At 60.4% G+C, this 12068-nt stretch carries 12 protein-coding genes; 6 read left to right on the top strand and 6 right to left on the bottom strand.

Translation table 11 applies throughout. The features are described from left to right. The first annotated feature begins 42 nt into the window (after positions 1–42). On the top strand, positions 43–474 hold the full coding sequence (locus BUC04_RS00775; RefSeq protein WP_067654848.1) for a GNAT family N-acetyltransferase: 432 nt from the start codon (positions 43–45) through the stop codon (positions 472–474). 118 nt (positions 475–592) lie between these two features. Here the strand turns inward: BUC04_RS00775 and BUC04_RS00770 are convergent, their stop codons facing one another. Then, complete coding sequence (locus BUC04_RS00770; RefSeq protein ID WP_067654164.1) at positions 593–1417, bottom strand: DUF4437 domain-containing protein; 825 nt, start codon at positions 1415–1417, stop codon at positions 593–595. A 142-nt stretch (positions 1418–1559) separates the two neighbouring features. Then, entirely contained in the window at positions 1560–2462 is a 903-nt protein-coding gene (locus BUC04_RS00765; protein ID WP_067654162.1) for a LysR family transcriptional regulator, read from the bottom strand. 134 nt (positions 2463–2596) lie between these two features. Between BUC04_RS00765 and BUC04_RS00760 the strand changes: the two genes are divergently transcribed. Both BUC04_RS00760 and BUC04_RS24065 read left to right on the top strand, forming a co-directional pair. Beyond that, positions 2597–3538 carry an NAD(P)H-dependent oxidoreductase gene (locus BUC04_RS00760; RefSeq protein ID WP_067654160.1) on the top strand — a complete coding sequence of 314 codons (942 nt, stop codon included), beginning with the start codon at positions 2597–2599 and terminating at the stop codon, positions 3536–3538. A gap of 105 nt (positions 3539–3643) precedes the next feature. Continuing rightward, positions 3644–4144, top strand: coding sequence for a hypothetical protein (locus BUC04_RS24065; RefSeq protein WP_200804642.1), 501 nt, complete (start codon positions 3644–3646; stop codon positions 4142–4144). Between the two features lie 40 nt (positions 4145–4184). On the opposite strand, the gene BUC04_RS00750 is transcribed toward BUC04_RS24065, so the two are convergent. After that, positions 4185–5087 (bottom strand): LysR family transcriptional regulator, encoded by a 903-nt coding sequence (locus tag BUC04_RS00750; RefSeq protein WP_067654159.1) that lies wholly within the window; start codon positions 5085–5087, stop codon positions 4185–4187. Between the two features lie 396 nt (positions 5088–5483). On the opposite strand from BUC04_RS00750, the gene BUC04_RS00745 reads away from it, so the two are divergent. Next, positions 5484–6215 (top strand): DedA family protein, encoded by a 732-nt coding sequence (locus BUC04_RS00745; protein WP_073325490.1) that lies wholly within the window; start codon positions 5484–5486, stop codon positions 6213–6215. A 73-nt stretch (positions 6216–6288) separates the two neighbouring features. On the opposite strand, the gene BUC04_RS00740 is transcribed toward BUC04_RS00745, so the two are convergent. Then, a complete protein-coding gene (locus BUC04_RS00740; RefSeq protein ID WP_073325488.1) occupies positions 6289–6837 on the bottom strand; it encodes a cytochrome b in 549 nt (182 codons plus the stop codon). 284 nt (positions 6838–7121) lie between these two features. On the opposite strand from BUC04_RS00740, the gene katG reads away from it, so the two are divergent. Beyond that, positions 7122–9392, top strand: coding sequence for a catalase/peroxidase HPI (gene katG / locus BUC04_RS00735; protein WP_082766517.1), 2271 nt, complete (start codon positions 7122–7124; stop codon positions 9390–9392). Between the two features lie 65 nt (positions 9393–9457). Here the strand turns inward: katG and BUC04_RS00730 are convergent, their stop codons facing one another. After that, on the bottom strand, positions 9458–9841 hold the full coding sequence (locus BUC04_RS00730; RefSeq protein ID WP_067654155.1) for a nuclear transport factor 2 family protein: 384 nt from the start codon (positions 9839–9841) through the stop codon (positions 9458–9460). Between the two features lie 196 nt (positions 9842–10037). Here BUC04_RS00730 and metC point away from each other — a divergent pair, with 196 nt between their 5' ends. Continuing rightward, positions 10038–11225, top strand: a complete 1188-nt coding sequence (gene metC, locus BUC04_RS00725) for a cystathionine beta-lyase (protein ID WP_067654153.1) — start codon at positions 10038–10040, stop codon at positions 11223–11225. 58 nt (positions 11226–11283) lie between these two features. Here the strand turns inward: metC and BUC04_RS00720 are convergent, their stop codons facing one another. Beyond that, positions 11284–11838 (bottom strand): peroxiredoxin-like family protein, encoded by a 555-nt coding sequence (locus BUC04_RS00720; protein WP_067654151.1) that lies wholly within the window; start codon positions 11836–11838, stop codon positions 11284–11286. Positions 11839–12068 lie beyond the last annotated feature (230 nt).

Genomic DNA, 12068 nt, shown 5'->3' with positions numbered 1-12068 from the left:
TTGAAGCTTGCCACAATGACACGCTTCACCCTGAGGTATGCCATGAAGATTGAGAACGCCCTGCCCCACCATTTCAACGAGATGCTGGAGGTATGGGAAGACTCGGTAAGGGCTACCCATGATTTCATCGGCGAAGAGGAGATCGCGTTTTTCAAACCGATCATCCTTGAGCAGGCCTTCCCCAACGTCACGCTGCGCATTGCGGTGGATGACGCGGGCAAGATCCTTGGCTTTATCGGCGTTCATGGCGACAGCATCGAGATGCTGTTTCTGCGCAGTGACGCACGAGGCCAAGGGATTGGAAAACGCCTGCTGAACTTCGCGATGGACACCTTTGGCGTGACCAAGGTGGATGTCAATGAACAGAATCCCCAAGCCGCTGCGTTTTACCAGCACATGGGGTTCAAGGTGGTGTCTCGCTCACCCACCGACAGCATGGGCAAACCCTTCCCCATCCTACACCTGAGCTTATAAAGCCCCGTTGAGACCCCGTTTCACGGTTTGGCAGAAGTCGCGCCGAAGGCTAATAACCTTCGGCGCTTCCGTATCTGGCCTAAAGCCACAGTACCCAGCTACCAATCGAGCCTGGCAGCTATTGGCCCAGTTCGATGCGTCCGTTGGTGCGGATGTAGAGGGTGGCGCCCTCGCTGGCAGTAGAGAGTTGGTGGGATACCTGGCCCTCAGAGCCCAGGTAGCTGCCCGCCGCCAAGGCCATCGCCTCAGGCTGCTGGACTGACTGGTAGCTGACGCTGCCGCGGATCACCACGGCGCGAAACTCTTCGGCATTCACCGCCAGCTCGCCATCAAAATCAGCTGGCAGCTTCACCAGCATGCCCCCCATCTCGCCCGGCTCCGGGCTGCCCCACAGCATCGCCAGCTCGCTGCCTTCGGCAGAGAGGAAACTGACGTCATCGGCGCCTTGCCACACCAGGTTGTTGGCGTGCAGATTCAGCGGCCGCTCACCGTTATCAAAGCCCTGCTCTGACGGTTTCACCAGGTAGGGACCGCTGTCGATCTCCAGGTAGATCAGGTTGGTCTCACCATCGGCGGCGGTGATGTGGTCCTCCCCCGCCGGCTGGGTCCAGAAGGACTCTGCCGGCATCCACATCTTGGCGGCAGTGGGATCGTCGTTGTGCATCATCCCTTCGATCACCACGCCGCGATAGGTGATGTTGTGGATGTGCGGTGGCGAGGAGAAGCCCTTGTTGAAGCGAACCAGCATGCCGGTGGCGGTGTCGGTGGTGCGATCGCCCCACAGATCCGCGGCCCCAGGACTCAGCTTGCCCCGCAGCGGGTTCAGATAGCCCCAGTCGATCTGCTCGGCGGCTACCACCTCGACACGGGGCGACTCGGCGGCATTGAGTCCGGCGACCAATAACAAGGATGAGAGGGCAATCAAGGGCTTCTGGGTCAGCATGGGCAACTCCTAATGGGCATGACGATGGAGCCGGATCTTAGGCAGCCGCCGGAATGCGAACAACCGGGCTAACGTAGATTCACTTTACAGGTTTATTTGATAATCCCGGCCTTTTCCAACGTAAAGCTCATCAGGCGGTGCCTTACAGTTGCAGCGGTCGCTCCGACAGGAAGTCGATCAACGCACGCACCCGCTGGGCCTTTTGCGCCCCCTGGGGGAAGTAAAGATGCAAGCCCGGGTACTGGTGCCAATGATGGGGCAACACCGGCACCAGCGTGCCTTGATTAAAGTGCGACTTCACCGCCGGGGTAACGATGCGGCCGATCCCCAGCCCCTGCAGCGCCGCATCCACCATCAGATCAGTGTCGTTCACCACCATGGCGTTGGGCAGTTCGATGCGAACCGGCTCGCCGTCGGTTTGCAGCATCAGCGGCGCGACCTGGTTAGAAGCGATAAAGCGGTACTGGATCAAACGGTGCTGCCGCAGTGCCTCGATGCTGTCCGGTGTGCCGTGTGCCGCCAGGTAGTCCGGGCTGGCAAACAGCGCCTCGGCCATCGGCGGACTGATTCGCTTGGCCACCATCCCCTGGGCAACGCGATCCCCCAAGCGAATGCCCAGATCGTAGCCCTGCTCAATCAAATCCACCGCGCGGTCATCCACCGAGACCTCCAGCTCAATCTGCGGGAACCGGCGGCAGAACTCGGCGTAGTGGGCGTGAAAGTAGAGGCGGTAGACAAAACGCGGCAGGGTCAGGCGTACCTTGCCGGAGGGGGCCTGGCCTTGGGCGCCGGCCTCCACCAGGGCTTCCGTCAAGGCGGCGTGGGCTGGGCCGGCCTGCTCCAGCAGCAGTCGGCCCGCTTCGGTCAGCTCAATCTGCCGGGTGGTGCGGATAAACAGCGGCAGGCCCAGGTGACTCTCCAGCAGCTTCAAGCCCTGGCTAACCGACGGCGCGCTGATAGCGAGGGCCCGGGCAGCGCCACGGATGGAGCCATGGCGAGCAATGCTGAGAAAGATCTCCAGCTGACCAAAAGGGATGCGATTCATGGGGGGACTCACTGTTAGCTAATGCCTAACAGTTTAATAGAGAAAGGGAGCCTTATGCTAATGCCAGCTCATCAGTATTCTACACCCATCGACAACGCCGACCCCGGCGGACCCGCTTTGATGAGGAAAGAACAATGAGCAACATCCTGGTGATCTCCGGCCATCCCGATCTGAGCCAATCCTACACCAACACCGTGATCCTGAATCAACTCAAGCAGGCCCGCAGTGACATCCATGTCCGTGACCTGGCCAGCCTCTACCCGGACAGCAAGGTCGACGTCGCCGCCGAGCAGGCCGCGTTACTGGAAGCCGAGGTGATCGTCCTTCAATTTCCCTTCTACTGGTACTCCGTACCGGGGATCATGAAGCAGTGGATGGATGATGTGCTGACCTACGGCTTTGCCTACGGCTCCACCGGCGACAAGCTCAAGGGCAAGAAACTGATCATCTCCACCACCATCGGTGGGCCAGAGGCCTCCTACAGCGCCGAAGGCTACAACCAGTACACCGTCGAGCAGTTGCTGTATCCGCTGCACCAAACCGCCAAGCTGGCCCAGTTGGAGTGGCAGGCCCCGCTGATCAGCCACGGCATGATCTACATCCCCGGTGTCTACAACAGCCAGGCTGAGGTAGAGGCCAAGGCCCAACAGCACGCCGAGCGCCTGCTTGATCAGATTGAGGCCCTGCTGCCCGCCGAACATGGCCAGATCAAGCAGTTCGTGACTGACTGGTTCCGCAAGTTGGATACGCTGGAGCAGGACGTCACCCCCTACCTGCCGCACCTGGCGGACAATGTGGTGTTCGAGGTACCGGAGGGGCGCTTCGAGGGGCACGATGGCTTTGAGGTTTGGTACCGGCAGCTACGTGGCTTGTTTCAACCCGGCTGCCAGCACCAAGTGGAGCCGCTGATGATTGAGTCACTGGGGGAGGGTCGCTTCGATCTGCGCTTTGATGTCACTTTGAGTGCCAAAAGCCACCATGGCGAGTCACTCAGTGTTAACGCCAGCGAGCACTGGCAACTGGTTCTGAGCCAAGGCGGGGTGAAGATCCAATACTACAGCGTGTCCGTCAGCTGATTCCGAACCCTCTCATCCCATTCCCTGCAAGGAATCCAGGGGCCGCACTCACCGCGGCCCCTGCTCTACTTTTTAAGACAGGCTAACATCTCCAAGGAGCACCCTGTGCAACATAAGTCCCTGGCCTACGCTCAACTCATCAACGAATTTGCCCAGCGTAAATTTACCCATAACGACATCAAGAGCTTCGTCCACAGGGTGTTCTCCATGTACGAGCGCGCCACCGTCGGCAACCCGCGGATTCCCGCCGAGGCCTTTACTGATCTGGTAGACGAACAGGTTGAGGTACAGTTCCCCGACCGCACCATCCAAAACCGGGCCGAGTTTCTCGATTGGCACCGCTGGATCCATGGCCGGCTGCGCTCGGACGATCACGACATCAGTAACATCCAGGTTGAGAACCTGTGCGATGGCCGATACCAGGCCCGCTTCCAGGTGCGCTGGCGCGCCGAGTTCCTGGATGGCCAGTACACCGATCTGAAACTGGAGCAGCGCTGGGTGATGCGCGAAGAAGATGACCTGGACCATCCGGTGATCGAAACCTATCAGGCCGCCATTGCTGACACCCTGCCCGGCAGCACCGCCAGCGAAGCCGAGCGGCGCTAAGCCCTTCCAGAACCCGGTCAGCCCTGCTTTCTGACCGGTTCTACGGCGATGGCACCTTGATATGCTCCAGCAGATAGTCGATGAACACCCGCACCTTGGGATGCAGTAGAGTGGCCTTGGGGTAGATAAGCCAGATGGCGGTATCGCTGTCCACCTCGTACTCGGGTAATACCCGAGCCAGGGCGCCAGACTGCAGTTGCTGATGCACGCTCCAGTAGGCGTTCATGGCGATCCCAACGCCGGCCTCGGTGGCAATGCGCATGCTGGCTCCATCATCGCACACCACCCGCTTCACCGCCCCCACAGGCGGAAAGCTGGCCTCACTGTCCTCCTCCCCAATGCGAAACAGCTTACGTGCCCTGCCCCCCTGGAACACCAGCATCTGGTGCGACATCAGATCCGAGGGCTGCAACGGTGTGCCGTGGCGGGCCAGGTAGGCCGGAGAGGCACAGAGGATCCGGGTGTCATCCGCCACCTTACGAGCACGCAGATTGCTGTCGTCGATGCGCACATTGCGCAGGGCCAGATCTATCCCCTCCTCAATCAGGTTGAAGGGGGTGTCAGATAGGCGCATCTCGACATTAATAGCGGGGTAACGCTCCAGAAAGCCGGTGAGGATCGGCGCGACATAGAGCTGGGCAAAGGTACTGGAGGCGGCAAAGCGCAGGGTGCCGCTGATCTCCGGCTGATCCAACCCCAGCGACGCCAGGGCCGCATCCTGTTGGGCCAGGATCTCCTTGGCAAAAGGCAGGAAACGCTGCCCCTCCTCCGATAGCGATACCTTGCGGGTAGAGCGGTGCAGCAGCTCCACACCGATCTGCGCCTCCAACTTGGACAGGCGGGTACTGGCCACCGCTGGCGCCAGCCCCAACTGCCGACCCGCGGCGCTGATATTGAGCCGCTCTGCTGCCAGCACAAACAGCCGTATCGATTCGATCTCCAATAACACTCCCGTATCGGCCACACGATGGCCTGACAATCTGCGCCTTGGGGCTCAGATCACCATCGCACTGCCAGGACCCAAAGCGATCGCCCAAGTCCGGCAAGTGTAGCCAAGGCACCTGCTCAACCCATCACACTGCGCTTGTCACCCGCTTGATGGACAATAGCCCCGATCTGGAAACCAGGGCAGAGAATGTAAGCAAAGGTGTGGGGTGTAATAACAGCGAACCATTTGTTAACTGCCGGAAAGGACAGTGTAAAAACGTGCGCTTGGCACGGCCCATCTTCAGGTTCAGTTCAGTTTCGGCCTGCTAAGGTGCTGGGCCAGGATGCCTGTAGGGCATCGATCCGCGCTTGCTGCCTGCAGCGCGCACCGACAACAAGGGATCCCCTCATCATGACCGAACTGTTTCAAGCTATCTGGCACCAGGATCTGCTCTTTCTGCAGTCCTACAACCGTCTCTGGTTGCTGGTGTTCTGCCTCGGCTTGATCCTGTTCCTCGAGTCTGCCTTCGTCTTTCTGCCCCTGCCCGGTGACAGCCTGGTGATCTTCGCCGGTGCCTTGGTTGGCCTGGGGGTACTGGACCCTTACGTCAGCCTGCTAATCGTACCTGCCGTCGCGACATTGGGTGCCTGCCTCGCCTACGAGCAGGGCCGCTGGCTACAGCAACGACCAGGCCGCTGGAACATCGAGCGACTGCTGCCGGAGGGCACCCTGGAGCGCGCCTCCGCCTTGTTCGAGCGCCATGGGATCCTGGCCCTGTTCGTGGCCCGCTTTATCCCCTTCGTGCGGGTGCTGGTGCCTATGATGATGGGAGCGTCGCAGCTGTCCCGTGGCCGCTTTGCCCTGGTCAGCTTTATCAGCGCCTTCTGCTGGGCCGCCAGCCTGGGCCTGTTCGGCCGCTTCGTGGTCAACACCCCCTTCTATGCCCAGTATGGCGATGAGATCGCCCGCGCCGCCCTGGTGATCCCGCTGGTGCTCTTCGTCGCTGCCTCTGTTGCAGTGGTGGTTCGCCTGGTGCGCAAACGCGCCTGCAACAAGAAGACCTGCCTGGTCTCCCGCACCTCTAAGGTCCCGGCCAAGAGTGACAGCAAGGGCACTATGGGCCGCTGTACCGCTCAAGACTGATTCAAAACAGAGACCAAAAACGCCGGCGAATGCCGGCGTTTTTTGTTTTCTCTCGCGCATCGGGTGCGTCGCTTCAGGGCAGCATCCGAGGCAGAACATCCGCCTCGGGCTTGTCGAAGAAGCGATGTTTTATCACCGCCGCGATGTGCACCACAACAACGGCGGCGATGGCGTAGCCCAACGGAGCATGCAGGGCTTTACCCAGCTGGAACAAGCTTTCACTGTGGGGAAACAGTCCTGGCAAGGTGGTCCAGAAGAAGTTGATGCCCGGGCTGCCGTTGTAGGTTGCCGACATCAGCCAGCCGCTGGCGGGCACCAGCAACATCAACAGATAGAGACTATGGTGGCCGGCATGTGAGGCCTTGCGTTCCCATGGCTTCAATACCGCCGGTGGGGCCGGCACAAGGCTGCGTACTCGGATGAACAGGCGGATGAAGATCGCTAGCATCATTAGCGCGCCAAAGGACTTATGCCAATGGTAAAAGTCGCTACGGTTGGCGGCATCGCGAGGGAGATCGGCCATGTAGAGGCCGCTGATGATCAAGCCAATGATGACCAGCGCCATCATCCAATGGCTGAGACGGAGCAAAGTAGGGTAACGCGAAACGGAAGTGTCGCTCATGGATCGGATTCCTTGGATACTGCAGGAATCGCGATGCTAACACGCCAAAAGTCGTCTATTGTTTCAAAATCAATCGCTTTTACCTATCGCTGCCGGCGAGTTCCCCAATCCTACCTGGTCCAACAAGCCCTGACGGATCAATCTACTCAATCGTTTACCGCCATCTGTTTTATCCGCCCCAACAGGTTACGCAATCCGCTGTGCCGTCATGTAGGTTTAGGGGTGTTGTCGGTAGTGACTGCATCGTGCGCACTGCCTTCCCAAAATCTTTGGAGGATCCACCCATGCGTTTCTCTGCACTCGCCATCGTCGTCGGCCTTACCCTGGGCATGGCCCCTGGCATGGCAATCAGCGATGACTACCAAGGCGCCCAAACGGTCGCTAATAACGATTACTGGTGGCCCAATCGTCTTGACCTATCTCCCTTGCGCAACCAAAACCCCAGCTCCAACCCAATGGGCGAAGCGTTCGACTACGCCCAGGCTTTTGCCACCTTGGATCTGGAAGAGGTGAAAAGAGACATCACCGCTGCCATGACCAGCTCCCAGGATTGGTGGCCAGCGGATTACGGCCACTACGGTCCCTTCTTTATCCGTATGGCTTGGCACAGCGCCGGTACCTACCGGATCAGCGACGGTCGCGGCGGTGCCTACGCCGGCATGCAACGTTTTGCCCCGCTCAACAGCTGGCCGGACAACACCAACCTGGACAAGGCCCAGCGCCTGCTGTGGCCCATCAAGCAAAAGTACGGCGAAAAGCTGTCCTGGGCTGACTTGATGGTGCTCACTGGCACCGTGGCGATGGAGTCCATGGGCTTTAAGACCCTTGGCTTTGCCGGTGGCCGCGTCGATGCCTGGGAGCCGGAAGAGGTGTATTGGGGTCCGGAAAGCCAATGGCTGGATGACAAACGCTACAGTGGCGATCGCAAGCTGGAAAAGCCTCTGGCCGCAGTACAGATGGGGCTGATCTACGTGAATCCCGAGGGCCCTAACGGCAACCCTGATCCACTGCTGGCCGCCAAGGATATCCGAGATACCTTTGGCCGAATGGCAATGAACGACGAAGAGACCGTGGCCCTGATCGCCGGTGGCCACACCTTCGGTAAGGCCCACGGCGCCGCCAAGCCCGAGGGTAACGTCGGGGTTGAGCCGGAAGCCGCCAGCATTGAGCAGCAAGGCCTGGGCTGGAAGAACAGCTACGGCACGGGTAAAGGGCCAGACACCATCACCAGTGGGCTGGAAGGCGCCTGGACCGTCAACCCCGTCGCCTGGACCCACAACTACCTGGAAAACCTCTACCGCTACGAGTGGGTGCAAACCAAGAGCCCGGCGGGTGCGACGCAATGGATCCCCAGCGACCCTGCTGCCGCCAACCTGGTGCCGGACGCCTACGACGACAGTAAGCGCCACGCCCCGATCATGTTCACCACGGATCTGGCCCTGCGCTACGATCCGGAATACCAGAAGATCACCGAGCGCTGGCTCAACAATCCTAAGGAGTTCGAGGAGGCCTTTGCCAAGGCCTGGTTCAAGCTGACCCACCGGGATATGGGCCCACGGTCTCGCTACCTGGGTAGCCTGGTCCCGGCAGAGTCGATGATCTGGCAAGATCCGGTCCCGCCGGTGGAGCACGAACTGGTTAACGACAGCGATATCGCCCGACTCAAAGGCCGTATCCTGGCCACGGATCTCACCGTACCTGAGCTGGTGCGCACCGCCTGGGCCTCGGCGTCCACCTTCCGCATCACCGACATGCGCGGTGGTGCCAACGGTGCTCGCATCCAACTGGCGCCGCAGAACCAGTGGGCTGTAAACCGTCCAGAAGAGCTGGCCAAGGTACTTAAGGAGCTGGAGAAGGTTCAGGAGGATTTCAACTCCGGCAACCGTAAGATCTCCATGGCGGACTTGATAGTCCTCGCTGGTGCCGCTGCGGTTGAGAAGGCCGCCAAGGACGCCGGCACGCCGGTCAGCATCCCCTTCACCCCGGGACGCACCGACGCCACCGCCGAGATGACCGATGTTAACTCCTTCGCCGTGCTCGAGCCGATGGCCGATGGCTTCCGCAACTACTTCACCCCGGGTCTGCGCCATTCGCCGGCGGAGCACCTGGTGGATAAAGCGGACAAGCTCAACCTCACCGTGCCGGAGATGACCGTGCTGGTGGGTGGCATGCGGGTACTAGGCGCCAACGCCGGTGACGAAAATCACGGCGTCTTCACCGACAAAGTGGGCACCCTCAGCAACGACTTCTTCGTCAACTTGCTAGGCATGGACACCGTGTGGCAGAAAGCCGGCGAAGGGATCTACGAGGGTAAAGATCGCGCCAGTGGCGAAGTGAAGTGGACCGCCACGCCGGTGGATCTTATCTTCGGCTCCAACAGCGAGCTGCGCGCCGTTGCTGAGGTGTATGCCTACAACGACGGCCAGGCTAAGTTCGCCGAGGACTTCGCTGCCGCCTGGACCAAGGTAATGCAGCTGGATCGCTTCGATCTGCACTGCGGCGAGCCCTGCCAGGAAGCGAAAGGCCCTCATAGTCTGAGCGCCTCCAACAACTGATCAGCCAATACGCAGTAAAACGGCGGCCATTGGCCGCCGTTTTTGTTTCCTCCTGGCCCCCAGCATCAGTACATGGTGTTGCCGTTGAGGGTCCCCTCGGGGATCTCCTGCATCGCATCCCAGTGCTCAACGATCTTGCCGTTGCCATCGAAGCGAAAGAAATCCATGGTGACGTACTCCACTCCGTCGGGCCACACCTGGTGGGTGTGCAGCGCCACCAGCTCCCCCTGCGCCACCGCCCGCACAAAGGTGATGGACTTCTCAGGATATTCCCGCGCCATCCGCTCGAAGTAATCAATGAATGGCTGCTTGCCATTGCCCACCAAGGGGTTGTGCTGGATGTACTCGTCACCCACGTAGCGATCCACCGCCGCGCGGGGATTGCCGTCGTAGGCGGTTTGATAAAAAGCGATGGCCTTGCGCTTATTGGCGTCCAGATCCTGTCCCATAGCGTGGTTCCTGCTCAGTCCGATGTCATCCGCCCTAAAGCGTAGTCAGCCCATCCAGCCTTCATCATCGCGAATAGCCTTGGCGGCAAGGTTTCAGGCCCAGCCAGCAGACCCATCCACTGGCTGCTGTACCGTAGGCTTGGAACGGCTTCTTTGGTACTGTTGCCCTCTGCCCAGCGCAATGCAAAGGAAGCCAATGAGCTCAAACAAACTGGAAACCCGACTGGTCAGCGCCGGTCGCGACAAGCAATTCGCCCACGGCGCGGTGAACCCCGTGGTGCAGCGCGCCTCCTCGCTGGTGTTCGACACCGTGGCCGACAAGAAACACGCCACCGCCAACCGCGCCAATGGCGCGCTGTTTTACGGTCGCCGTGGTACCGAGACCCACTTCGCCCTGCAACAGGCGATGACCGAACTGGAAGGCGGCGCCGGCTGCGTGCTCTACCCCTGTGGCGCGGCTGCGGTCACCAACGCCATCCTCTCCTTTGTCAGCGCCGGCGGCCACGTGTTGATGACCGGTGCCGCCTACGAGCCGACCCAGGACTTCTGCAACGTGATGCTGGCTAAAATGAACGTGGCCACCAGTTACTACAACCCCAATCAGGGCGCGGAAATCGCCGAGCTGATGCAGCCCAACACCCAGGTGGTGTTCCTCGAGTCCCCCAGCTCCATCACCATGGAGGTGCAGGACATTCCGGCCATCGTGCAGGCGGTGCGGGCGGTGAACCCCGAGGTGGTGATCATGATCGACAACACCTGGGCCGCGGGGATCCAGTTCCCGGCGCTCAGCCACGGCATCGACATCTCCATCCAGGCCGGCACCAAGTACCTGATTGGCCACTCCGACTATATGCTGGGCACCGCCGTGGCCAACGAGCGATGTCTGGCGCAACTGCGCGAGCAGTCCTACCTGATGGGGCAGATGGTGGACGCGGATACCGCCTATATGGCCAGCCGTGGCCTGCGCACCCTGGCGGTGCGTCTGCGCCAGCACGAAACCGCCAGTTTGCAGGTGGCACAATGGCTGGCCGAGCGCCCCGAGGTGGACAAGGTTAACCACCCCGCCCTGCCCCAGTGCCCAGGCCATACCTACTTCAAGCGGGACTTTGCCGGCGGCAACGGCCTGTTCGCTTTTGTGCTGAAACAGCGCCTCAGTGACGAGCAGATGGCCCACTTCCTCGATCATTTCGAGCACTTCTCCATGGCCTACTCCTGGGGCGGCTTTGAGTCGCTGATCCTGGCCAATCAACCGGAAGAGCTCAACGCCATCCGCCCCGCCGGTCCGGTGGCGTTCTCCGGCACCCTGGTACGACTGCACATCGGCCTGGAATCGGTGGAGGATCTCATCGCCGATCTGGAAGCCGGCCTGGCCCGCATCGCCTGACAGCGTTAAGGCAATAAAAAACGGGAGGCTGAGGCCTCCCGTTTTTGTTTCGTCGCGTTTAGGTATCGTCCGGCGCATCCCAGAAGGTGCCGCGAATGGGATAGTGGTTTTCAGGGTCGCGGATCCAGGCCAGGCCTGAGACCAGCTGAGACAGCTCAGGGCGGACAAAGGGGTTGTTGGAGATGTCGGTGACGTGCAACCGGCCATCCTGGTTGACCACGAACAGACCCGGCTCGGCAAATCGATGATCGGTCTCCTGTTCTGAGCGCGGCTCTGAGATGTACACCCCCAGCGTCTTCATGTTGCCCTCGGTCAGGCCGTAGGCGATGGGGAAGGAGATCTCCAAACGGGTCATATGCTCTTCCAGCTGGTCTTTACTGTCGGCGGATACGGCGATGACGTCGACGCCGATCCCAGCGAGATCCGCCAGATGCCCTTCCAAGGCATTCAGATACTTGGTGCACAGCGGGCAGTGCCGACCTCGGTACACCACCACCATTTGCCATTCCAGGTGGCCACGGGGCACCCCCAAGGTCAGCTCCTCCCCATCCCGGCCGGTGACGGTCAGCGGCGGAAAGATCCCGCCGGCGCGAAGCTTGTTGTTGGTGTACATAGTGTCTCCTTGATAATCGCGAATTGATTGAACGGCTTATCAGTACCACTCTCGGTTTCAGATTAGTCCATCATCGGCTAAGTGGGGCTACGGCTCACTCGCAAAACCGAGAACACCTCGCCTACCCTTGCCAATACCCACAAAAGGAACAAGGCGATCAGTCTGCCGGTAAAGAAATGTGGTTTGCTGGCTCGTTGACCTGCAAGAGTTTGATCTTGGTCGAGCTTTGT

Origin of the sequence: Ferrimonas marina (assembly GCF_900129905.1) — a bacterium.
Lineage (GTDB): Bacteria > Pseudomonadota > Gammaproteobacteria > Enterobacterales > Shewanellaceae > Ferrimonas > Ferrimonas marina.
The sequence above is the reverse complement of the archived record's forward strand: the minus strand, read 5'-3'. Positions and strand labels throughout refer to the sequence as shown.